General features: G+C 61.2%; 19 protein-coding genes. 7 read left to right on the forward strand and 12 right to left on the reverse strand.

The genetic code is table 11. The annotated features are described in order from the left end of the window. Positions 1–150 precede the first annotated feature (150 nt). The 8 genes from ACTAQI_RS00345 to ACTAQI_RS00380 form a co-directional block, all read right to left on the reverse strand. Complete coding sequence (locus tag ACTAQI_RS00345) at positions 151–900, reverse strand: SDR family oxidoreductase (RefSeq protein ID WP_457948751.1); 750 nt, start codon at positions 898–900, stop codon at positions 151–153. Between the two features lie 103 nt (positions 901–1003). Beyond that, a complete protein-coding gene (locus ACTAQI_RS00350) occupies positions 1004–1516 on the reverse strand; it encodes a hypothetical protein (protein ID WP_457948753.1) in 513 nt (170 codons plus the stop codon). 71 nt (positions 1517–1587) lie between these two features. Then, positions 1588–2043: a hypothetical protein gene (locus ACTAQI_RS00355; RefSeq protein ID WP_457950952.1), complete on the reverse strand. Its 456-nt coding sequence runs from the start codon at positions 2041–2043 to the stop codon at positions 1588–1590. A 59-nt stretch (positions 2044–2102) separates the two neighbouring features. Further along, positions 2103–2444 (reverse strand): hypothetical protein, encoded by a 342-nt coding sequence (locus tag ACTAQI_RS00360; protein WP_457948755.1) that lies wholly within the window; start codon positions 2442–2444, stop codon positions 2103–2105. Between the two features lie 245 nt (positions 2445–2689). Continuing rightward, on the reverse strand, positions 2690–6175 hold the full coding sequence (locus tag ACTAQI_RS00365; RefSeq protein ID WP_457948756.1) for a DUF3376 domain-containing protein: 3486 nt from the start codon (positions 6173–6175) through the stop codon (positions 2690–2692). Positions 6176–6754: 579 nt separating this feature from the next. Next, positions 6755–7420, reverse strand: coding sequence for a hypothetical protein (locus ACTAQI_RS00370; RefSeq protein ID WP_457948757.1), 666 nt, complete (start codon positions 7418–7420; stop codon positions 6755–6757). A gap of 295 nt (positions 7421–7715) precedes the next feature. Next, entirely contained in the window at positions 7716–9374 is a 1659-nt protein-coding gene (locus tag ACTAQI_RS00375; RefSeq protein ID WP_457948758.1) for a thiamine pyrophosphate-binding protein, read from the reverse strand. Positions 9375–9493: 119 nt separating this feature from the next. Then, positions 9494–9997 carry an Lrp/AsnC family transcriptional regulator gene (locus ACTAQI_RS00380; RefSeq protein ID WP_457948760.1) on the reverse strand — a complete coding sequence of 168 codons (504 nt, stop codon included), beginning with the start codon at positions 9995–9997 and terminating at the stop codon, positions 9494–9496. Between the two features lie 93 nt (positions 9998–10090). Between ACTAQI_RS00380 and hisC the strand changes: the two genes are divergently transcribed. Together hisC and ACTAQI_RS00390 are read left to right on the forward strand one after the other, a co-directional pair. Then, positions 10091–11188, forward strand: coding sequence for a histidinol-phosphate transaminase (gene hisC / locus ACTAQI_RS00385; RefSeq protein WP_457948762.1), 1098 nt, complete (start codon positions 10091–10093; stop codon positions 11186–11188). Positions 11189–11233: 45 nt separating this feature from the next. Then, on the forward strand, positions 11234–12646 hold the full coding sequence (locus ACTAQI_RS00390; RefSeq protein ID WP_457948763.1) for an amino acid permease: 1413 nt from the start codon (positions 11234–11236) through the stop codon (positions 12644–12646). 93 nt (positions 12647–12739) lie between these two features. Here ACTAQI_RS00390 and ACTAQI_RS00395 read toward each other — a convergent pair whose 3' ends face one another. Continuing rightward, entirely contained in the window at positions 12740–14125 is a 1386-nt protein-coding gene (locus tag ACTAQI_RS00395) for an MBL fold metallo-hydrolase RNA specificity domain-containing protein (protein ID WP_457948765.1), read from the reverse strand. 42 nt (positions 14126–14167) lie between these two features. Further along, the gene (locus tag ACTAQI_RS00400) at positions 14168–14632 is read right to left on the reverse strand and encodes an Hsp20/alpha crystallin family protein (protein ID WP_457948767.1); all 465 of its coding nucleotides are present in this window, start codon (positions 14630–14632) and stop codon (positions 14168–14170) included. 277 nt (positions 14633–14909) lie between these two features. Between ACTAQI_RS00400 and ACTAQI_RS00405 the strand changes: the two genes are divergently transcribed. Then, positions 14910–15656: a glucose 1-dehydrogenase gene (locus ACTAQI_RS00405; RefSeq protein WP_457948768.1), complete on the forward strand. Its 747-nt coding sequence runs from the start codon at positions 14910–14912 to the stop codon at positions 15654–15656. Positions 15657–15700: 44 nt separating this feature from the next. Then, positions 15701–16156 carry a universal stress protein gene (locus ACTAQI_RS00410; protein WP_457948769.1) on the forward strand — a complete coding sequence of 152 codons (456 nt, stop codon included), beginning with the start codon at positions 15701–15703 and terminating at the stop codon, positions 16154–16156. 514 nt (positions 16157–16670) lie between these two features. Here ACTAQI_RS00410 and ACTAQI_RS00415 read toward each other — a convergent pair. Then, entirely contained in the window at positions 16671–17006 is a 336-nt protein-coding gene (locus ACTAQI_RS00415; protein ID WP_457948770.1) for an FCD domain-containing protein, read from the reverse strand. 210 nt (positions 17007–17216) lie between these two features. Here ACTAQI_RS00415 and ACTAQI_RS00420 point away from each other — a divergent pair, with 210 nt between their 5' ends. Continuing rightward, on the forward strand, positions 17217–18116 hold the full coding sequence (locus tag ACTAQI_RS00420) for an APC family permease (RefSeq protein ID WP_457950953.1): 900 nt from the start codon (positions 17217–17219) through the stop codon (positions 18114–18116). Positions 18117–18163: 47 nt separating this feature from the next. Beyond that, on the forward strand, positions 18164–18943 hold the full coding sequence (locus tag ACTAQI_RS00425; protein ID WP_457948771.1) for a carbon-nitrogen hydrolase family protein: 780 nt from the start codon (positions 18164–18166) through the stop codon (positions 18941–18943). 243 nt (positions 18944–19186) lie between these two features. Here the strand turns inward: ACTAQI_RS00425 and ACTAQI_RS00430 are convergent, their stop codons facing one another. Further along, on the reverse strand, positions 19187–20434 hold the full coding sequence (locus ACTAQI_RS00430; protein WP_457948772.1) for a hypothetical protein: 1248 nt from the start codon (positions 20432–20434) through the stop codon (positions 19187–19189). Positions 20435–20668: 234 nt separating this feature from the next. Here ACTAQI_RS00430 and ACTAQI_RS00435 point away from each other — a divergent pair, with 234 nt between their 5' ends. Next, positions 20669–22456: a DUF262 domain-containing protein gene (locus ACTAQI_RS00435; RefSeq protein ID WP_457948773.1), complete on the forward strand. Its 1788-nt coding sequence runs from the start codon at positions 20669–20671 to the stop codon at positions 22454–22456. Positions 22457–22630 lie beyond the last annotated feature (174 nt).

Consider the following 22630-nt stretch of genomic DNA (forward strand, 5'->3'; position numbering starts at 1 on the left):
GGTGGTCTTGCGCGGCCTGGGGCTTATTGGGTGCGGTCCCATTGATTGCGGCTGGTAGGTAGTCATGGGCACATCCTTTTCTCCATGCCGTGAGCCGAGGACCGGGCCGCAGCAAGGGCAAGGGGCAACTGCCCCATTTGGCATCGGCTTTTACGCGGCGTCGAGGGCTTCGAGCCACTCCAGGAACGTCTGGCGTCCGACGGCGGATCCGGGCACCGGGATCAGGCCGCCGTTGCGCATTGCCTTGCCCATGGGGCCGGGAAGGTGCAGTGGAACGATCCGTTTCTTCTGCTGCGTCTTGGCCAGATAGGCCGTGACCAGGCCTTTCAGCTGTTCGGTCCGCGGGCCGCCGAGGTCCGGGATGCGTCCCTTCGGGCCGGCCTCGGCCGCGTCCACCAGGGCCGCGGCCACCTCCTTTGCCGCCACCGGCTGGGTGACCATGGTGGGCACGAAGACCAGGGGGCCCAGTGAGGCGGCCTTGATGGACATCGGCACGAACTCGTGGAACTGGGTGGACCGGAGGAGGGTCCAGGGAATGCCCCCGTGCTTCACTTCGTCCTCCTGCACCAGCTTCCCGGCGTACAGTCCTGAGTCGGCTTTATCGATGCCCACAATGGACAGCGCAACATGGTGCTTGACGCCGGCCTTTTTCTCCGCCGCCAGCAGGTTCTGGGTGGCATTGGTGAAGAAATCCACGGCCTTCTTGGTGGACACCGTCTGCATGCCGGAGACGTCGATGACGGTGTCGACATCCTGGAGTGCCTGATCGAGCCCCCGCCCGTTGACCAGGTCCACTCCTTCGGCGCGGCTGAGGCTGACCACGTCGTGCCCTCGCTCCCTGGCAATGACCACCACGTGGCGGCCCACTGTACCGGTTCCCCCGGCAACGGCAATCCTCATGAAAGGAATCCTAAGCCGGTTCTACCCAGGGAGTCAGGCACCTTGGCAAGTGGGCCGTCGTCGTAATTTACGACGACGGCCGGTCGGCGCGCGGATTAGGTGTTCAGTGCGTCGATGGCCTTGGAAGCAGCCTGGATGCTTTCCCAGCCGCCGCAGTGAGGGGGTCCGGCGGGGTGCCCTTGTTCTGGAGGATGGCGACGAAGGTTGCGTTGACCACGTCCTCCCGGAGCTCAGTGAGCCAAGGACCGCGGATGTTTGGCATGACTGGCGCCCGGGCGCGGCAGGTCAGGAAGTGTCCGGCGACAACGGCGAAGGCAAAGCAGGAGATGCCGACAAGCAGGAGCCTCAGGATGTCGTCCGGGCTGGTTGCCACGATGTATGCAGGAGGACCGATCAGCGCGGCCATCAGCCCCAACCGCAGTGCCAGGACTTCCCGGCTGCGGCCCGCGGACCTGCGCCGCGCCCAGATACCGGCCAGCTGCTTATCCCGGACAGCCTGGGCTTTAATGCGCCACTGCCGCTGGGAGCCGAGGTGAAGCCGGACGAGGGGCGCGGGCTGCAGCCAGTTCGTCGGGATTGTCGCGCCGGAGTGCTTCCACAGCCGGGTCTGGTTCATCCGCCCATGCGCTCCTGAGCCGGCGGTCAATGGCGGCTGCCATCACGTCCAGGCTAAGTTTGGCAGCGCCCTCAACCACCTCCGCGGGAGCAGCGAAGGACGTCGCCGTCTGGACTGCGCCAGTTGAATCCGTGCGGTGGCCATAGCGTGGCGATCCGTCGGCGAGTTGGTATCCATTGTTCATGGTTCCCCCCAAGAAGGCCCTGCCGAGGCAGTAGCCCTGAATTTTGTTCTAGTCCTTTGAAGAAGGTCTTCGCATTGGCTGCTGAAAATATCGTGTGCGAGGCAGCAGGCGCAAAGCGCAATTCTTGGCGAAACCTTCGCGGATTTTGAGCCTGGATTGAGGAAGCGCAGGTCTCCGGTGACTTGTCGTGCAGCGTGCGAACAAGGCCGTGATCCGGGCAACCGCGTTCGAGCCAGACCCGGTCGGCGCGGACCAGCAGGACGCCGGACAGGCGCCGCACCTGCGCGAGCGGAGGGTTTGTCTCGTGGCAGCGGGGACAGAAGGCACTGACGTACCGGTGGATTCGGTCTCCGCGCGGCGGCTAGCCGGGGCCGGGCAGTGTCCGTCGAGACGATGACGCAGTCATATTTGGCTCCTCATCTGGGAAAGGGCAAGAACGCAGATTCCGCCGCCGAGCAGGATGAAGATGCCCAGGCCAATGAGCAGCCCCGCACCCAACCCGGAAGTGCGCGGCCAGACTGCCAAGGCACCCGCTATCGCCAGATATGCCCCGAGGGGGATAAAGACGGCAGGCCCGGCGAGGGGTGTCTTATAGCCTTCATCCGGCGCGATACCACGAGTTGTCCCGAAGTAGAGGGCATAGAGGGCAGTAGCTCCTGCCAGGATTCCGAGCAGCATGAGGAGGCGGCCCCCGGACTTATAGGGCGGCTCCACGTCCTGTGGCATTGAGTTGTCATCGCTCATGATGCTGCTCCTTCCACCTCCGGGCGGAGTGATTTCCCGAATACCCGCAGCATCCGCCCGAGCAGCAGGGGGAGAACCAGCTAGGCTCTTCGCGGTTCCCGGGGAAACGGGTTCCCGGAGAGAGCGTCATGTCGCCGGTAGAGGTTTCGGTGGCGACAGTGGGGCAGGTACGGGAGTTGTTCCCGACGTTCCGGCAGAGGGACTTCTCTGTCTGCCAAGTTCACGCCGCCCAGCACCAGCGGCCGTCATCCATGGTCTGGTTTGCGGGAGTCTGGAATGTCGTTCACCTCAACAGCTCCGTAATTCCCGAGGCCGGGAATGCTTCCTGCCCACCAAAGGTAGTGAGCCGCCACAGCATAGAGAATCAGCGAAGTCCAAATTGTACCGACTCCTGCTGTCTTCAGCCAGAACGCCACCCCACATGTGACCAGGCCACTACCGAGTGACAAGAGAAACCATTGGATCCAAGCCTTTCGTGGTCTTTCCTTATATGCGGATACGAGCCACAAGCTGAGCACTGCGGTGATGACAACTGTCGCGAAAGGGCCCGTCAGCCAAATTGGCAATAGCGCTGTTTGCCTTTGCTGATTTGTAAGGAAGATGAGGCCGACTGCGAGTAGACCTGACAAAATGCAGGCAACAGTCCATGCAGTAGCCGCCGTTTGATTGGCCACTTCGGACGGGAGGCAGACAAGATTCCACCAACTAGTGACGGACAATGAAAAGGTCACTATGAGAAATATGAGTGTGCGGGCTGACCATCCGTCGTGGAATCCCACGGCCACTGAGGCTACCCCTGTGAGTAGTGCTCCCCAAAAATACCAACGAGACCATTTCTCCCCTCTCGCCATGCGTGCGGCCAGATCACAATATAACCGCTCTTTAATACTGTCTATGGGCCCGGAACTACTGTTTTTAGACTCGCAGTTGATCAGTCTCTTTCTTCGGAGCCTGGCTTTCCTTGTAGACAACAGCGGAATTAAACACAGCACTGCGAGGATGATTATAAAGATGCTTGCGTATACGGACGGGCTTCCGGAAGTGGACGAGAGGGAAATGGCAACAGCGATCACCGAGGCAGAGAAAATTGCTGGGAGGTGCACCAGTGAGAAAGGAAGCAAAACAAGAAACAAGGGCGCTATGACCTTGACCAACGCTTCACAAATCTTCATTGGCCAACTGTCTCCTATGTCAAAGGAGCGGAGAAGTAGACGGCTGAGGCGATGCAAAATAGCTGCCACGTAGGCTGGCTGAAGGCGAAACAGATCCCCGGGGCCGGAAAGGAGGATTGGGTCTCCCTCAGGTCCAGAGGTTCCCCGAGGCTGCAGTTGTTTCACCTGAGCGACGACCTCGGACTGAACTTTCCGGGCGTCCGTATCAGGGGCGCCTGCGAAAGAGTCTGGATCATCAGTCGCGAGCGGCGGGGGGTCTAAATCTGCAAGCATTCTCACTATCCCAGCGGACGCGTCGACTCTCCCCCACCACCAGTCGTTAGTGCGCCAACGTTCTGAGAAGAAGGCTGCGAAGTTGAACAACGAGGAGCCAGCGAGCTTTGAGTCAGCGTCCAGTTGCTCCGGCAAGCCCTGATTTAGAACCGCTTCACCGAAATCCTCATCAAGGGCAATTCTCAAGTATTTCTCGGCTTGCCGCGCTCGGCGAGCCGCAAGCAATTCTGCGAGGTCGATTCCCGAGTCCAAGGCCGTCGGCTCTGACGCGGTAATCGCAGTGAACCCCACCGCTTCATGCCCCTCTGATCTAAAGGCCAGCGCGACGAAGGGTGTTAGGTCCCACGATCGCCAATTCTGAGGAAACGCAGCCCACGGGTTGACGGGAGTCGAATTCTTCGTCGAGAGCTCTCTGAGGCACTCCACTACGTCATCAAGCTCGGCCCATATCGGCGTGCATCTTTCCAATCTCGCGTCCTGCTCCCGCAACCATCGTTCTTTCGCGGTGCTGCTTTCCGTGTCCTTCAGAACTCCTAACACACAGGTGTCCCGGAGATGGCGAGCCTGCGCCTGAAGTTTGTAAAGGTTCTCCCTGATAGATTCCTGACGACCTGGGGGATCGAGCCGAGTCATCTCAGTTTTGCCAAAGGCCTGTTCCTCTTGGGCCCTGAGCCATGCCAGAGCAGCCCACACTGTTTCCAGCAGAGCCTGAGGGCCCTGGAGAACCGATGGCCGCTCCCTTGAACTTACTGATGCAAGCATGCTCTGGTAGCCCGACTTTAAGTCCCGCTCCAGAGTTCTCTTGACGTTCTGCGAAGTGGGTTGAAGGCTCGGCCGGTCCAGGCTCTCTGTGTCCAACAACCAGCGCTCTGGATCCTCCATTGCCTCTCGAAGGAGGGCTAAATCTGTAACTGCACGTGCAACAATGTATGCGTCCTGCAGTCCTTTGCGGTTCGCCGAAGAGGCGGATGTGATCATGGAGGCCTGCTTCCAGGCGCGTAGACGTGCCTCCTGGGCGAGTGCCCGAAGCCTGTCTTTCGCCACCTGCTCGATCTCATCCTCTGCCGACTCCCGGAACCGTCTGATCGACTGCGCAGCGAGGAGGACCTGAGTGAAGCGGGACAGTCTGTCCTTGCGTATGACCTCCCTGTTGGCCCAGCTTGGAGGGTCTACGCTAACTGCGGCAGGTGGGATGATTCGGGCATCTGGGCTTGGATCGAGGTAAAGCAGACGCCGGGTGTCGTAAGTATCCGTGGGTGAAGTGCGAACCGCATGAAGCGCCCGATCAATGGGAACGTTGTCAAGGATTCCCCCATCAATCACCCTGAAAGGAATCCCTGGAAGATTCCCGCGCCGCGCGGCGAACTCCACACTCATGTCAACCGGTCCGTCTTCAAACGGATCGTTGTCCTGATACTCCTCCTCGAGGGCGTGAGACCATATCAGCGCAGGCTCAAACGCCCCAGGAAACGAAGACGTTGCGCGCGCGGCGTATGCAAGCTTTTTCACAAGATTGTTCTTGCGGAGACAACCGTCGCCATCTTCGATTTTTGAGGGCGGGAGGACAAAACGGAAGTGCCCCCTACCGCTATTCTGGGCCAAATAGTCGGGGTCTGAAATAGTAGCGGACAAATGAACTGATAACTTATCGGACTCGTGCAATCTGTTTCTTGGGCCGAACCTAATCGTGTTAATCGCAGACTCCACGCCGGACCAGAAGTACCCATCACCTCGAAAGACCGATGGAACCGCGTGCAACCCGTTTGGCTGGAGGAGCGCCCATATTGCTCCCTGCTGCTGCCAAACAGAAAGCACTTGGTCAAAGCTGCCGCCCACTCTTTGGGAAACGGCGTAGAGGACTGAGTTTAGGCCGCCCGCACTTGCGCCGGCGAGTATGTCTACTTCGACGCGATCATAGCGCTGCTTATCAAGCCATGCCGCATAAGTCTGGGCCCGGGATCGTACATGCGGATCTACCGTCTCGCCAGGCTCTTCTAGGACATAGAACCTGTGCACCCCAGATCCCGTTCGGATAAGGCGCACCCTTCGAAGAACGTCGATTTCGGCGACTGCTCCTCCGATCCAAACTGCCAGACTCACCCCGCCCTTGGCAGCCAAGGCCAAACGCAGGACTCGTCCGTAAGCGGACCCCTGCGAACTTGCACCTGAATTGGTGATTAGTGCGGCAACGTCCTCGGCAAGCGGGCAGTCGTTCGGGCCCAGATATTCGACTCGTCTATCCATCAAAATTCCTCGGGAAAGTTGCTTTTTCTTGGGAGTGGCCATCAGCGCTTGGTGACAAACCAATATGGTCAACATCGCGGTAGTTATGAGGAAATTCAGGCTATCTAAAATAAACAGTACGAGAGGATGATAAAAGTACGCGCAGGAGTTTGCTAGGGACTTTAGTCCCCGCGTGAAAGCGTGCTACCGGGACCTCACAGCGATGGCACTAATTAGCTGCAGAAGGCAGAGGCAAGGGGCAACCGGTTCAGGCCCAAGGCGCAAGAAGTTTCTGGCTTCCGGAAAGCAACAATTGTCACTGGGAGTTTGGATCGATGATAGGCGCAAGGAACTGCCGCGGGCAGGCGTCTCGGAACTCGAATCTCGGCTGTCAGCAGGATGCGGGTGACATTGAGCATGACAAGTCCTCTTCCTCCGGGATGTGTTGGCCCTGTATGCCTAGGGGTGACGGCACCTGCGGCGTCGCGGGTCACGATGAAGGTGGCTGCGCCGAGGCCGGCGCCGAGCGTTGCTGTTCGGCTGGTTTCCGCATGTGCGGTCGCCGGGCCTTGACAGCTTCATGGGGGAGGGCTTCGCGACCAAAGGGTCAGCCGGAAACAACTCCAGCTACATCCTCGATAGTCAACTTTTTGTTGGCCTCCGCGGAATGACTCCAAGCCGTTCAAGCTCGGTGTCTCTCTCCAAGATCACGTCGGCTTTTGCATGGTCCCACGCGGCGTTGCTGACGGACACCATGCTTGCCATGATTCCTCGCAACTCTGTCTCCACGTCGTTAACGTATGTTTCGGACCCGGCGGCGTGTGTCTCGATGTCACGCTGAATCTTGCGGTGCAGCTTGTGGAAGGCATCGGCTTGATCGTTCAGAGCCTTGATGCGGCTTCCAGTCCAAGCCTGAAGAGCCGTGATAGCGGTTGCTAAGACCATCACTACCCCTACCAGCACCCGAGCAGTGATCGAGAACTCCTCGTTTTGAAGACTTGTGAAGATTTCCGTCGCTGTGATCGCGCTGAGGACAGCTGTCGCTCCTCCGAGCCAAGGCACCCAGTGATGCGCGCCTACGTACTTTGAGGTTGCTTTACAGTAGGTCCAGGCATCAGTCCATGTAGACACCAGCAGTCCGGAAATCGGCGGAGTGTTTGCGGCAGCTACAGTTTTGATGACTCCCTGAGATTCCATCCGGGCGCGGCCCTTGGCACCATCAGGGGTCACGGGGTCCTCTGCCTCTACCGAGAGGATGACATATGCGGGAGAAGATGAAGATTCTGGGTTTGGTCCTGTCTCGGTCATCCTGACCACCTCCACCTTTTCTACTTTGCGACCTCCACTTTGAGACCTGGGCAGGTAACTCGACAAGGGCCCAAAGACCCGCTGAAACATCTAAAACACTTGAACAGGAGGAACCCCAACAGGGTGAAGCCGCAGCGTTAGTGCACCTGCTTACTGGGCAATCCTTTTCTCAAGCTACTGCGAGGGAGGAGCGTCTGAGGCAAGGTCACGACGGTCGCACGTTTGGCAGCGCGACTGATCCGTCCGAGCCGCATGTCGTGGCCGGCCGAGCCTAAGTGAGGGGCGGAAAGGATTCTTAGCTCCCCACCGCCGCCTTGGCGGCCCGGGTTGCGTTCATCCACTCGGTCAGCCACGGTGCCCGGACGTTGGAGGTGATCCGGCAGTCGGCCACGAAGGTTCCCTTTGCGCCGTCGGAGATCCAGTCCTGAAGCGCGGAAAGGTCGTCCAGCGAGCGGATCACAGCGGACGCAGCCCCGAGAGCCAGCGCCACTCCACTGAAGTCCACCTCCGGGATCAGCATTGGCTTCTCGGTCAGCCCCTGCGAGCCGTACTGGTGGATCTCGGCCCCGTAGGCGGCGTCGTTGTAGATCACCACAATCGCGCTGTGGGCCGCACCGATCAGCGATTCGAGGTCGGAGAGGCCCATCAGGAATCCGCCGTCGCCCGAGGCCAGCACCAGGGTGCGGCCGTCCTCCACCGCACGCGCTGCCCCGACGGCGCTCGCCAGTCCCAGCCCGATCGACTGGAACGCGGTCCCGACCATCACCAGGTCCTGCGGCCGCGGGATGTTCCAGTACATGGGTGCCCAGCCGATGAAGTGCCCGCCGTCCTGGACCACCGTGCGGCGCTCCGGCAGCACAGCATCCAGCGCGGTGGCAAGGGCGCGCGGGTCCAGTCGGCCGTCAGTAGTTTCCACAGAGCCAGTCTCATGCCCCGGTCCCGCAGCCAGACGCTTGGAAGCTTCGACCCGCCAATCAGCCACAGCAAGCTCACCGTCAAGCAGCGCCAGGAGACGCGAAGCAGCAGCCTTCGCGTCCGCCTGAACGAACAGGTCCACCCGCGGGTTGGTCGGCTGAAGGGCGGTGTCGATCTGGATGACGGTGCTGTCCCGGCCCAGCAGGTGCCCGAACCGCAGGGTGAACGGGCTCAGGCTGGCCCCGGCCACCAGGACCACGTCGGCCTCGCCCATGAGCCCGGCCGCGGTGTCGGTGCCGAAACCGCCGGCCACGCCCAGGTAACCCTCGCCGTTGAGGAGGTTGAGCGCCAGGGCGGTTCCGGCGGTCAGTGCGCCGAGCCGGTCGGCGAGTTCGCGGAGCTCCGGGCCGGCACCGGCGAGGTGCGCACCCCGGCCGGCCAGGATCAGCGGGCGCCTGGCACCGGCGAGAAGGCGGGCCACCTGTCCAAGGTCCGTGCCGCCGTCGTGCATCACCTGGGGTGCCGACGGCGCCGGAAGTTCCTGGTCCTCAGCCTCGAGTGCGGCGAGGTCGTAGGGGATGGCAAGCACGACGGCGGTGCGCCGGGTGAGTGCGTACTCCACCGCCTGCCGGGTGACGGTGCCCGCGGCGTCGCGGGTGACGGTGAAGGTGGCGGCGCCGAGGCCCGCGGCGATGGCGGCCTGGTCCACGTCCCAGGGCCGGGCGCCGCTGGTGGGGGCGTCCCCGGTGACCAGCACGACGGGGATCTGCGCCTGGACAGCCTCGGCCAGGGCGGTCAGCGCGTTGGTGTAACCGGGGCCGTAGGTGGTGGTGCCCACGGCGAGCCGTCCCGAGGCCCGGTAGTAGGCGTCGGCTGCGGCGATGGCGGCGCCCTCGTGCCGGACGGGGGTGAAGCGGAGGCCCTGCTGCTCCGCGGCGTCCAGGAAGTAGACGTTGCCGTTGCCCATGACGCCGAAGACGTCGCTGACATAGCTGCTGAGAACCTGCGCCACGCGGCCGGAGACGGTAAGTGAAGTCATGCAGGCATCGTGTGTCCTGCATCTCACATTTGCAATACCGCTGGATGGAGGTGGGACTTTTGGCAGCAGTTGTAGCCAAGGCTGACAATTTGACCACTTGTGGTCCCAGTCACCTGTGATTACTCCGTAGGATGCGCTTCCTGTTCCGACAACCGGCTGATGAGGCCGTCGTAGCGGGGCGGCATGAGTTCCAGGATGGAGATGGCCGTGCTGGTCCGCTCGATCCCGTCGATCTCCAGGATCTCGTTGGTGATGCGGTAGAGGTCGGCCGTGCCGCGGGCCACCACCTTGGCCATGAGGTCCGCGTCCCCGGTGGTGGCGTGCACCTCGATGACCTCCGGGATGGCGGCGAGGCCGTTCTCCACCGAGCCGGTGCGGGTCTGGCTGATCGAGAGGGACAGGAAGGCCATCAGTTCGTAGCCCAGGGCGGCGGGGTCCAGCCTGCGGCTGAAGGAGCGGAGGGCGCCGCTGCGCTCCAGCCGCGCCAGCCGGGCGTGGACGGTGTTGCGGGCGACGCCGAGTGTCCGGGAGAGCGCCAAGGCGCTGGCTTCGGGGTCCTTGTCCAGGGCAAGGATGATCCTGCCGTCGAGGGAATCGAGCGTGCGAGAGTTTGCGATGGTCATATTTTCACCAGAAGTACTAGAAGTTGAGCAGAAGTCCCAAGCACCGGAGCCTACCTTGCATTGTGGTCCGGGTCACTTCCATGATCGGACCTCATGACCAGTGATCAGCTTTTGGCCGTACCCCAAACTGCGGTGCCCACCCTGCGCGACGCGGTGACCGGCCTTCCGTCCTACGTCCCGGGCCGGCGCAGCGCCGGCGCAGACATCGCCGCCCTCGCCAGCAACGAAAGCCACTACGAACCCCTTCCCGCCGCCACGGCTGCGGTGGCCGAGGCGGCCGGCAGGATGAACCGCTACCCGGACATGGCCGCCGTCGAACTCCGCGAACGGATTGCCCGGCACCTGGCCGTCACCGCGGAAGAGGTTGCGGTGGGACCCGGCAGCGTGGGCGTCCTGCAGCAGATCATCACCGGACTGTGCGACGCCGGGGATGAAGTGGTGTTCGCGTGGCGCTCCTTCGAGGCGTACCCCATCCTGGTGGAGCTGGCAGGCGGCCGCCCGGTCCGTGTCCCGCTGGATGACGCTGAGGGACACGACCTCGAAGCGATGGCCGCCGCCGTCACCGACCGCACCAAGGTGGTCCTGCTGTGCACGCCCAACAATCCGACGGGTGTCCCGATCGGCCATGACCGCCTTGAGGCCTTCCTGCAGGCTGTGCCGTCCAGCGTCCTGGTGGTGATCGACGAGGCGTACGTGGAGTACGCCGACGCCGGCAGCGGCCCGGATTCCCTGGCGCTCTACCGCCGGTACCCGAACGTCTGCATCCTGCGCACCTTCTCCAAGGCCTACGGGCTCGCCGGCCTGCGCGTGGGCTACGCAGTGGCGGCCCCCGCCATCGCCGAGGGACTGCGCCGGACCGCCCTTCCCTTCGGCGTGAGCGCGCTGGCCCAGAAGGCAGCCATAGCGTCGCTGGACGCGGGGGAGGAGATGGCAGCGCGAGTTTCCTTGGTGAAGCAGGAGCGCTCCCGGATGGCCTCCGAGCTGGAGGCACAGGGCTGGACGCTGCAGCCGAGCCAGGGCAACTTCCTGTGGATCCGCGCCGAGGCTGACCTTCTGGCGAGGCTGGTGGACGCGTTCGATGCCGCCGGCATCCTGGTCCGGGCCTACCAGGGGGACGGCATGCGGATCACCGTTGCCGACCCCACCTCCAACAATCGCGTGCTCCGGCTTCTCGAAGCCCACGCGGCCTGAACTTTTTATCCCCAACAGTTCCACCTACAACCAAGAGGAATCCCCATGGAACAACAGACAAAGACGTCTGCCCGCCCACTCGGCGCGGCCCTCAAACCCCGGCAGCTCACCATGATGGGCCTGGGCAGCGCCATCGGCGCGGGCCTGTTCATCGGCTCCGGCGCGGGCATCCAGGCCGCCGGCCCGGCGGTGCTGATCTCCTACCTCGTGGCCGGCACGCTCATCATCCTGGTGATGTGGGCACTCGGCGAGATGGCCGCGGCCAACCCGGACAGCGGCGCCTTCTCCGTCTACACCGCCAAGGCCTACGGGCCGGTGGCCGGTGCGACGGTGGGCTGGCTGTGGTGGCTGCAGCTGGTGGTGGTGATCGCGGCCGAGGCGCTCGGCGCGGCAGGCCTGCTGGCCACCATCTTCCCGGCGCTGCCGGTGTGGCTGATGGCTTTCGTGTTCATCGTGGTGCTCACCGCCGTGAACCTGACCAGCGTGAAGAACTTCGGTGAGTTCGAGTTCTGGTTCGCCCTGCTGAAGGTGGCGGCGATCGTCGGGTTCCTCCTGGTGGGCGCTGCCCTGCTGTTCGGCTGGCTGCCGGGCGTCCAGTCGCCGGGCCTGGCCAACTTCACCGGTGCCGGCTTCGCGCCGAGCGGTTTCGCCGGGATCGCAACGGCGCTGTTCGTGGTGGCGTTCGCGTTCGGTGGCACCGAGATTGTGTCCGTGGCGGCAGCCGAGACGGCCGAGCCTGCCCGCAGCGTGAAGAAGGCGGTCCGGACGGTGCTGTGGCGGATCCTGGTCTTCTACATCGGTGCGATCTTCGTGATCGCGGCGGTGGTCCCCGTGGGCTCGGCAGGACTGAAGAGCCCATTCGCCGCAGTGCTGGATGCTGCGGGCATGCCAGGTGGGGCCACCGCCATCACCCTGGTGGCCGTCGCAGCACTGCTCTCCGCGCTCAACGCCAACCTTTATGGTGCTTCCCGGATGGCGTACTCGTTGGCCGAGCGGGGCGAAGCGCCGCGCTGGCTTGCCTTCGTGTCCAAGGCCCGCGTTCCGGTGGTTGCAGTCCTGGCCAGCGTTGCCTTCGGCGTTGTCACGGTGGTGCTGGAGCTGGCCTTCCCCGAGAAGGTCCTTCCGGTCCTGCTCAATATCGTGGGTTCGACGTGCCTGCTGGTATGGACGTCCGCGCTCCTGGCCCAGCTCGCCCTGCGCCTTCGCGCCGACCGCGAGGGGACGAAGCTTCCCCTTCGGATGCCCGGCTTCCCCTGGCTCACTTCACTTGGTCTGCTGATCCTCGCGGCGATCTTCACCGTGGGCTTTATCGGCGAGGATTCCCGCCCTCAGCTCCTGAGCACGTTCGGGCTCGTGGCGGTTCTTGCAGTGGGCGGTTGGATGAATCACCGGTCTGGGAAGACGGCGGGCGGGGTTGCCTCTTCTGGCGGTGAAAAGCAGCCGGTCCTCATCGACTGAACCAGGAGCTGAATCAGGCCGCTCCCTGCGCGTGAGAGGTGCGTCCGGCTATAGCCGGGCGCACCCTTCGCAAAGCGGCTCAAGCTAGTCGGATCAGCGGGGGGATTCGAGGGAGATTGTTTCCAGGTGCTCGGGAACGCGGGCTCTCCATCCAAGTTGGCGTTTGATGCGGGCCCGGAGGGCGTCTGAGGCGTCTGGCTCTCCATGCGTCACGTAGGTCATGGCTGGCGCCCGATCGGCGGTTTTCATCCATTCGATCAGTTCGTTGGAGTCGGCGTGGGCGGAGAGTCCTTCCATTTGGATGACTTCTGCCTCAATGTCGATGTCCTGTCCGTAGATGCGGAGGTGCTTTTCACCTGCGGCAAGTGATGCTCCCCGTGTTCCTCCAGCCTGGTATCCGCTGAGGATGATGGCGTTGCGCCGGTCCGGTCCGTAGGCCGCAACGTGGTGCAGGATCCTGCCGCCGGTGAGCATTCCGCTGGCGGAGATGATGATCATGGGTCCGCCGCGGAGGTTCAGCAGTTTGGATTCGTCTGCGCTTCGGATGGGAACCGCCACTTTGTACATGGCTTCGAATTCGTGTTGTTCGAGCCTGTGTTCTTCGCCGTGGCGCTGGTACATGTCGGACGCGTCGATGGCCATGGGGCTGTTCAGGTAGATCGGGATGGCAGGGATCGCGTGCCTGGCCAGGAGGCGTGAGAGGTGCAGCAGGACTGTTTCGGCCCGGCCGACGGCGAATGCGGCGATCATGATGACCCCGTGTCGTTTGGCCACGCGGTTGATGATTTCGCCGAGTTCGGCTTCGGGGTTTCCCGTCGGGTGCGCCCGGTTACCGTAGGTGGATTCCGCGACCAGCACGTCAACGGGTTCAAGCGCGCGGGGCGGATACATCAGGGGGTCGTGGGTGCGGCCCAGATCGCCGGTGAAATGGATCGCCCGGCCGGCGAGTTGGAGGTGCACCTGTGCTGCGCCGAGGATGTGGCCGGCCGGGAGGAACGTTGCTTCGATGCCCCCGGGCAGGGGGAACGGCGAGTCGAAGCCCCGGGTTTTGAAGCTGTCGAGAGATCGGACGGCGTCTTCTGCTGTGTACAGGGGCAAGGGCGGATGATGGGTTGAAGATGCCCTGTGATCTGCAAAGCGGGCTTCCTCTTCCTGGAGATAGCCGCTGTCGGGAAGCAGCAGCGTGCACAGTTCGGATGTGCCAGGGGTCGCGTAGACAGGGCCGTGGAAACCGTCACGCACCAGCGCCGGGATATAGCCGCTGTGATCCAGATGGGCATGGGTGAGGACAACGGCGTCGATGTTTGCGGGACTGATTGGGAATGGGACGCGGTTACGGTCGCGCAGGTGTTTGTAACCCTGGAACAGCCCGCACTCGATAAGGACCCGGTGCCCTTGCGAACTGATCAGGTATCTGGAACCCGTCACTGTGTCGATTGCGCCGAGAAACCGCAGCGTCGCGGAATGCTGTTCCCTCATTTCCGCACCTTTCGGGCACCGCGCTTGGCCGGGGCTTCCTCGTTATCCGCGGGCGATGGGGAGTTTCTTCGGTTCCGCGGGCTGGGCCTGTTCGGGCAGAGGGGTGCGAACTTCCAGAACTCCGTTGGTGTAGGTGGCTTTAATGTCTTCTTCCTTTACGCCATCAGGGAGCGGGATATTCCGGCTGAAAGACCCGTAGCGGAACTCAGACCGATAGCTGCCCTTGTCCCTGTGTTCTTCCTTTTCCTGGCGTTCGGCGCGGATCCGCAGGAACCCGTCATGCATGGTGACTTCAACATCTTTGTCGGGATCGACGCCGGGCATCTCGGCACGAACCACAAGGGTTTTACCGTCGACGAATTCTTCGACCCGGATGGGGGAGGGGCTGACCGGTGATTGGAACATGCGCTCCATGGAGTCCAGCAGGTCCGCCGGCGAACGTAAAACGGTGTTGAAGGGGGAGGTCCACCGGGACGCAAAAGGGGACCATTTGAGCAGATCAGACATGACAAATTCTCCGGATTCGATGCAGGAAGGGTCCCGGGTAAGGGCCGCTGTCCCACCAGTAGATACCTGCGCGGGAAGGGGCAACAGGGACAAAAGGCCCTCGCTGCAGACCGTGCACAACGCTGCTGAGCAGGGGGAAAGGCTCCGGGGACCTTGGACTCTACTACCCGGATCGGTGTGGACGTCCGATGGAACCATGGCAGACGGGACAGGACTCCATATGCACGCTGGCCCTTGCGCGGCCAGATGACGGTCAGCATCACCGAAGGAGCACCACATGGAACGGGTCATCGACAAAGTAGCACTGGTCAGCGGGGGTGCCCGCGGGATTGGAGCTGCTGTGGCATCGCGGCTGCATGGTGAAGGGGCGAAGGTGGTCCTAGGTGACATCCTGGACGACGAGGGAAAGGAAACCGCGGAGCGTATCGGCTCCGGAGCCCTTTTTGCTCACCTCGATGTGACCAGCCCGCAGGACTGGGAAGCGGCGGTGGGCGCCGCCGTCGAAACGTTTGGTGGGCTCAACATCCTGGTAAACAATGCCGGCATCGTGAACTTTGCCTCCATTGAGGATTACACGTTGGAACAGTGGAACACTGTCATCGCCGTGAACCTGACCGGCACGTTCAACGGGATCAAGGCCGCCATCCCGGCGCTGAAGCAGTCCAAAGGCGGGTCGATCATCAACATTTCCTCGATTGCCGGCATCCGCGGCTATGAGCAGATCCCTGGATACACCGCCTCGAAGTTTGGCGTGCGCGGACTCACCAAGAGCGCTGCGCTGGACTTGGGACCCCACGGCATCAGGGTCAACTCGGTTCATCCGGGAGTCATCTCCACCCCCATGACGGCTGACATCGTGTCGGACATGAGTCACGTGGCACTGGGCCGCGTAGGCCATCCGGGGGAAGTCGCGGACCTGGTCTTGTACCTGGCTTCCAACGAATCCTCGTTCGTTACCGGGGCTGAATTCGTCATCGATGGCGGTGACACCGCGGGGACCGTAGCCCGGCACGAGGAAGCCTAGTCCCCAAGCGGTAGGGCCCAGCGAGGCAGTGAAAGGAAAGACAAATGACCAGTACCGGTTCATTCACAATTGTTGTCGGTTTCGATGGTTCCGAATATTCCCAGGCAGCGCTGGACTGGGCCATGGATGAGGCGCGCCAGCGCAACGGCCAGGTCCGCCTCATCACAGCCTGGAATAAGCCGCCGATGGCATGGTATCCGGCCGTCCTGGAAACGGCGGCAGGCGAGCTTGCCGCCGAAGAGTCTCCGGAGCAAATCGCACGGACGCTCCAGGGCCAGGCAGTGAAGTCCGCCGAAGATGGGGGCGTGACCGCCACCGGGCAGCTCGTGGACACCCATTCACCTGCTTCGGCAATTCTCGACGCTGCCAAGGATGCGGATCTTATTGTCGTCGGCTCCCGGGGTCATGGTGGATTTCCCGGGTTGCACCTGGGCTCGGTCTCCACCCAGGTTGTCAACCACGCACAATGTCCTGTCCTGGTGGTCCGCTCCAAGGCGTGAGAGTTTGGGCGGATTGGGTCTGCCCCTGTTGGAGGTGCGGGTACGGTCGTAGACTTGAAGCGCCTGCAGGTAACCATCAGATGACGCGGGTTGTTCAGGACATGAGAATGTCCGAGCCGTCTCTTAGCGAGATCGCGAAGGTACCTGCGGGTTCTGCGTTAAAGGACCGCTGTGGGGCTGCGCGTAGAGGAATCCCCTGCAGCCGCGGAGCTTTCAGTGGGGTTCGGAAAACGTGGCCGCCATCGGGAAATTCGGCTCTTGTAACCCCGCACAACTAGGCGTAACACTGTTAGTACGTTCTTCGAAAGAAGGGCGGGAACGAACAGCAGGGAAACTCTGGAACACACCGTTGGATTCGATCCAGGTGGTCTGCCGGTGACGAGGCAGGAAGCACCAGGATTCCCGCAAGTTCGGGAGATGATGTTCGTCATAACAGAATCAAAACAGTCGAAGCCCCTTCAGCATTGCTGGTGGGGCTTCCCCTATTTACTGCCAAGCCACGCTGAACTCCAGTTCAGGCCCCAGATGGCGGATTTGCGCCCTCCGCCAGCCCCATAAACATCGTCCGGTGCAGGATGTCCACGTGCTTCCGGGCCACCTCCACCGCTTCCTCAACGTCGCCGGCACGGAGGGCAGCCACCAAAGCGATGTGGTCCTGGTTGGATGTGTGCAGCTTCTCGATGGGGTAGGGGATGAAGTAGTCGTAGAGTTCGGCGAGCGTCTCGTGGTAAACCTCGACGGCGGAGTCCAGGCACGACGCCGTGCCCACCAGCTGATGGAACTGTTCGTCCATCCGGTGGTAGTAGGACCAGTCGGTCGCCTCGGCCATCTCACGGGTCAACCGCTCCATCGATCCCCGGGTGTGGGGTTCCTGGTGGGCTGGGCCGTGCTGCTCGACTAGCTCTTCCTGCCCATGGTCATCTGACTCATCGGCGGCTCCTACCTGACCGCCCAGTTCCCCGGCATCCCCATCGGCGTCTGGGTGGTGGGCTTCATCGTGATCACCACGCTGCTGAACATCCTTGGCATCAAGGTGGCGGACAAGGCCAACTAGGTGCTGATGGCATTCCAGCTGCTGGTCCTCGTGTTCTTCGTGGCGCTGGCCATCGGCAGCGTGGTGTCCGCCAACGGCTCCGGGGGACTGGCCAGCGGGCAGCCGTTCTTCAATGACACGTCCAGTTTCACCACCATCTCCGCCGGATCGGCCATCGCCGCGTACTCGTTCCTGGGGTTCGACGCCGTCACCACCCTCACCGAGGAAACCATCAATCCCCGCCGGACCGTGCCGCGCGCCATCATGCTCGTGGCCCTGATCGGCAGCGGCATCTTCGTGGCGGCGTCCTACGTGACCCAGCTGGTGCACCCCGGCGGGGTGTTCGAGGACTCGGCCTCCGCGGCCAGCTCCATTGCCCTGCAGATCGGCGGGCAGCTGTTCGGCGCGGTGTTCCTGGCCGGCCTGGTGGTGGCGCAGTTCGCCTCCGGCCTCGCCGCGCAGGCCAGCGCTTCCCGCCTGCTGTACGCGATGGGCCGCGACTCCGTCCTGCCCAAGGCAGCGTTCGGCCAACTCAGCGAGAAGTTCCACACCCCGGTGGCGAACCTGGTGATCACCGGCATCGTGGGGCTGATCGCGATCTTCCTGGACGTGGCCACGTCCACGTCGTTCATCAACTTTGGTGCCTTCACCGCCTTCACGCTGGTGAACGCCTCGGTGGTGTTCCACTACGTGCGCCAGCGCCGGGCCGGGCAGCAGCTGAACCCGGTGTCCTACGTGGTGGTCCCGGTGATCGGCGCGATTATCTGCGCCTACCTGCTCTCCCAGCTGGACAGCAACGCCATTACGCTGGGACTGTCCTGGCTGGTGCTGGGCGTGCTGGTCCTGGCCCTGATCACGCGGGGCTTCAAGGCGGCGCCACCGGAAATGGCTGCTACGGAGAAGGCGACGGTCGAGGCCGCGGCCTGAGCCTGTCAGTCTGTAGTGCGGCCGCCGGGCCGAGGGAGGGAAGAGCTGTGCGGATAGCGTTGGGGCAGCTGGAGTCGGGTGCCGACATCCGGGCCAACCTGGCCGCGATCGGCCGGTTCGCCGCCGAGGCAGCGCGCGACGGCGCCGCGCTGGTCGCCTTCCCGGAGTACGCCACCTACGAGAAGAAGAAGGTGGACGCGACGTTCCCCGCGGTGGCCGAGCCGCTGGACGGACCCGTCTGCCAGGAGCTTGCCGCCATTGCCCGCCGCCACCGCATCGCGCTAGTGGCGGGCGTGGTGGAAACCTCGGATGAGCCGGGCAGGGCGTACAACACTCTGGTGGCCTACGGGCCCGACGGCGGCCGGCTGGCCTTCTACCGGAAGATCCACCTTTTCGACGCGCAGGGCTTCGGGGAATCCACGTTCATCAAGCCCGGGCCGTCCACTGACCCGGTGGTGTTCGAGCACGGGGGAGTGCGGTTCGGGCTGATGACCTGCTACGACCTGCGGTTCCCGGAGCTGGCCCGATCACTTGCCGACGCCGGCGCGCAGGTCCTGCTGGTCTGCTCGTCCTGGGTGCCGGGCGAGCATAAGACGGAGCAGTGGCTGGCTTTGAACGCCGCCCGGGCAATCGAGAACAGTGTGTACGTGGCAGGGGTGTGCCAGGCACCGCCCGTGTCCGTGGGGCGGAGCGTGCTGGTGGATCCGATGGGGGTTGTTGAGGCCGACCTTGGGTTGGAGCCGGGTGTGCGGGGGGTGGAGGTGTCGCTGGAGACGGTGGACCGGGTGCGGGAGTCGTTCCCGATGTTCCGGCAGCGAAGGTTGTAGAGGCTTCACGAACTCAATTCCGACAGGTCCAGTTCCGGGCCCTATTCCTACTTCCGGTGATCATATCCAGAATCGACAAAGCGATAACGATGGAAGAAGACGAGCACCTCTTCCACTGCCGCCGTCTTGGCTGCCGGGGATCCTCCATCCATTCGCTCAGCCATGGTCCAGATTGCTAGGTGTGCTCGGCAGACGGGCTGTGACGCTACCCTTGGTGTCGGCATCTGTCCAGACCTGAGATTCCTAAACGTGCAGGGTAGGTTGTTCCTCCAACTGCGACCGACGCGTCAGTGCGCGCCGAAGCGCGTCTACTTGTGCCTCTGCCCGTTTTCGGCGAAGCTGTTCCGCCTTTAGTTCCCGCCCTCGCTGCAGGTCACTCACGACAAGCCATGCATAGTTTTTCCAATCTTTCGTGCCATGAAATCCTTTCCTAAAAAGCGGCATCAGCAGCGGAAAAACTAGTGCCAATCCAGCGCACACGGGAATAATTAGATGAGGCGCCCACACCTCAGGAGCAACCTTTTCGATAATTACAATAACTACAAATGCAACTGCGACGAGATATACCAAACCGGAAAGTGCGTTAAAAAAGCGCTCCATAACATCAATGCGCCGGATAATATTGGCCACAATCGTCATCACCGCAAAGACGGGAATGAAGCAGAACACCGCTATTTCAATAGGTGCCAACATCAGTGAAAATAAATTTCCAACTCCCATTAGAATTGCGATGAGGACAACCGCTGATTGCGCCGCAGTAAGGATAAGACAGAGCGTAAGAAACGGTCTATAGTGCACTCCGCGGCCTTCCGCCGCTGGGCTTATAGCCCAGAAGCGATCCCATTTCTGGCATGCCCTAGTGTGCTGCTTTTCAAGCTTCAGGATGCCTCGGTAGAGCATCATTGCCTCAAGTTCCATCTGACGTTCCCGGCCAACTGACAAGATTGAAGCAGCTAGGGCCGTTGCGAGGGCAAGAGGCAGGAGTGCTGACTGAAATTTCTCGTTTGTGGAGCCCCAGTTTAGTGCGGTGTAAAAAAACAACATGAGCACAATGGCATTGCAGCAAACTCCCGTAAGTGCCAATAGCCATGCTTGAACACGGTACCTCACGTATGAAACGTCGGGTTGGATCGTCACGCCGCTATCGCGGAATCCTGCGGATAATGTGAAGACTACGACAACAAGTACAGCCAGGGACGCAAACGCGTGGTCTGGCTGAAGAGCGAAGATTCTGTATGTCTCCAACGTGAACCCTCTGAACACGTACGGTTGACCGGTAATAGCTCCCGTGATCGTCACCCCAACACCGGAACCTATAAAAAGTGCACCGGCGGCCACTAGCCAATACGCCAGCCATTGCACGGCGTAGGAAATCACTGCTGACTTCAGCTGGACGGAGAGGGCTTCGTCTGGCTGCTTCACGACTGACGTGACGACGCGCGGCCTGGCGCATGGGTTGTCATGTTCGTTGGAACGAGTAGCTGGGGTCACCAGTACATTGTTTGTGCTTTGAGGGCGAAAGCACGCCGACACGCTGTGTTTGCCGCCGACGTCTGGTGCTTACCGGTTCAAGCGAAGACTCCCTTGTAGTTCGTACGAAGACTGGATTCTTCTCGATACCAGTTCTGTTAGGTGGCGATTGAGTGTCCCTGCGGCCAAAATGTGGCTGAGGTCATAGAGTTCTAGTCATATGCATTCTCAACCCGGTGGCCTTGGAGGTAGCGCTTGAAAGCTCAAGATACGAAGATCCAACAGCTTATTCGTACGGATCATCAGTTTGTTATTCCGGTATATCAACGACCCTACGTCTGGGAGGAAAAACACTGGGATTCTCTTTGGACGGATATATCGATGGCAGCTGAAGAAGCGGAGCGAGCTGCCGCAGCCCCGCATTCGGAGAAGTCTCCCAAAACACATTTTGTGGGCGCGATAGTCATTGAACCCATGGCAAATCGGCCTAGTAGGGTCAATAGGTCCCTGGTAGTGGATGGTCAGCAGCGGCTTACGACCCTCCAAATTCTGATGTCAAGCGCCGGCTTCCAAGCCAAGGAGCGCGGCTATCTGAAGTTGCAGCGCAATCTGCATGCACTGGTATTTAACCAGGACTACTGGGAGCATCCGGAGGATCGACCCATGCTGGTCCCGTCTTTAGCTGATAGAGATGACTTCTTCTTGGCTACCTCCGAGTTTCCGTTAAGGATTGAGGCAACCCGTGGACCGCTTGGCGCACGCTTCTTTTTTGACGAGGCAATCGCTGAGTGGTTGGACGAAGCAGCCGATCCGGAACTACGGCTAGAGGGCCTTTCCTCAGCCATCCGTAACCGGCTGGCAATCGTTGAGGTGCTCCTGGATGAAAAGGATGATCCCCAGGTCATATTCGAAAATCTTAACTACGAAGGTCAGCGGCTTTCGCCCTCGGACCTAGTAAAGAACTCCCTGTTTCGGCAGATCCAACGAGAAGGCGGGAATGCGGATGAACTTCATCAAAAGTACTGGGTACAGTTCGACCGAGCTGAATGGCAGCAGGAAAGGACTCTCGGTCGCTTCAAACGAAGCAAACTAGATACTCTAGTCTCGAATTGGCTTGTAATTGAGAAAAAGACGACCGTTTCTACGGCAGGTTTCTTCAGCGAGTTCCGCGAGTGGCTGGAGGACTCAAAGGAGGCGGCTTCAGATGTAGTTCGCTCCATTCACGATTTGAGCCAAGTTCAATTCGCGCTTGAAAATTCGCCGATCGACACTTCAACGGGCCGGCTTGTCGATCGCCTAGCCCATATGCAGATATCGGTTGTGTGGCCGTTTCTCCTCAAACTGCAGACGCTTCCTTCACTTCAGGCACATGGTCGAGATTCAATTATGGATATGCTTGATTCATACTTCTTCCGGCGAATGATATGCAGGTTATCCACAAAGGATTACAACCAGCTCACGGCTGAGCTTCTTCGAGTAGTGAGCCAGGATGGCGTGGACCCAGTGGTATCGGTTCGTGATTACCTATTACGCCAGTCCGCAAGCTCCAGGGTCTGGCCCACAGATTCCCAGGTCGCTCATAGACTGGAAAACTACCCCATTTACAACACGATGTCGCGTCTAAACACTCGCATCCTGCTGGTTGGCCTTGAAAACGTCCTGCGTCAGAAACGTGCGGAAGCGCTTTTTGACCGCTCAATAGAGTTGTCCATTGAACACCTTCTTCCTCAAGAATGGGAACAGAGCTATCCCTTGGCCGATCCGTCCCTCGAAGTGAAGCAGCGAAGAGAATCGATGATAAATCGCCTCGGAAATCTCACTCTCCTAACACAAGGACTTAACTCCATGGTCGGCAATGCTCCTTGGTATAAAAAGCGTGTAGGAATTCAAAAAAATTCTGTAATGTTAATCACGTCGGCGTCTGTGCTGCAGGCGCCGCCTGGCATAGAAGACCCAAATTGGTTAGAGTCATGGACTGATGAAAAAGTTCAGATTCGTAATGACTATTTTGCAAGATTGATTCTCGAAAATTGGAGACGGTGATTCCGTAGATTGCAGAATCGGAAGCTACCAAGAGGGTGCGGCTAGAAAACCTGCCGAACGCGATTGTTCGGCAGACTAAAGCGCCCGTGACGGTATCGGGCTGTCGTCTTAGAGGCAAGGATGTCCGGGGAACTGGGGTGGTTGGCCTTTCTCGATTGCCGCTATAGCCTGGCG

The organism is Pseudarthrobacter sp. alpha12b (assembly GCF_054130495.1).

Coding starts and splice junctions, on each gene's coding strand:
- ACTAQI_RS00400 (WP_457948767.1), bottom strand. CDS start 14,632: ATGTCTGATCTGCTCAAATGGTCCCCTTTTGCGTCCCGGTGGACCTCC.
- hisC (WP_457948762.1), top strand. CDS start 10,091: ATGACCAGTGATCAGCTTTTGGCCGTACCCCAAACTGCGGTGCCCACC.
- ACTAQI_RS00365 (WP_457948756.1), bottom strand. CDS start 6,175: ATGGCCACTCCCAAGAAAAAGCAACTTTCCCGAGGAATTTTGATGGAT.
- ACTAQI_RS00415 (WP_457948770.1), bottom strand. CDS start 17,006: ATGGAGCGGTTGACCCGTGAGATGGCCGAGGCGACCGACTGGTCCTAC.
- ACTAQI_RS00345 (WP_457948751.1), bottom strand. CDS start 900: ATGAGGATTGCCGTTGCCGGGGGAACCGGTACAGTGGGCCGCCACGTG.
- ACTAQI_RS00420 (WP_457950953.1), top strand. CDS start 17,217: ATGGCATTCCAGCTGCTGGTCCTCGTGTTCTTCGTGGCGCTGGCCATC.
- ACTAQI_RS00350 (WP_457948753.1), bottom strand. CDS start 1,516: ATGAACCAGACCCGGCTGTGGAAGCACTCCGGCGCGACAATCCCGACG.
- ACTAQI_RS00405 (WP_457948768.1), top strand. CDS start 14,910: ATGGAACGGGTCATCGACAAAGTAGCACTGGTCAGCGGGGGTGCCCGC.
- ACTAQI_RS00360 (WP_457948755.1), bottom strand. CDS start 2,444: ATGAGCGATGACAACTCAATGCCACAGGACGTGGAGCCGCCCTATAAG.
- ACTAQI_RS00380 (WP_457948760.1), bottom strand. CDS start 9,997: ATGACCATCGCAAACTCTCGCACGCTCGATTCCCTCGACGGCAGGATC.
- ACTAQI_RS00375 (WP_457948758.1), bottom strand. CDS start 9,374: ATGACTTCACTTACCGTCTCCGGCCGCGTGGCGCAGGTTCTCAGCAGC.
- ACTAQI_RS00410 (WP_457948769.1), top strand. CDS start 15,701: ATGACCAGTACCGGTTCATTCACAATTGTTGTCGGTTTCGATGGTTCC.
- ACTAQI_RS00395 (WP_457948765.1), bottom strand. CDS start 14,125: ATGAGGGAACAGCATTCCGCGACGCTGCGGTTTCTCGGCGCAATCGAC.
- ACTAQI_RS00370 (WP_457948757.1), bottom strand. CDS start 7,420: ATGACCGAGACAGGACCAAACCCAGAATCTTCATCTTCTCCCGCATAT.
- ACTAQI_RS00390 (WP_457948763.1), top strand. CDS start 11,234: ATGGAACAACAGACAAAGACGTCTGCCCGCCCACTCGGCGCGGCCCTC.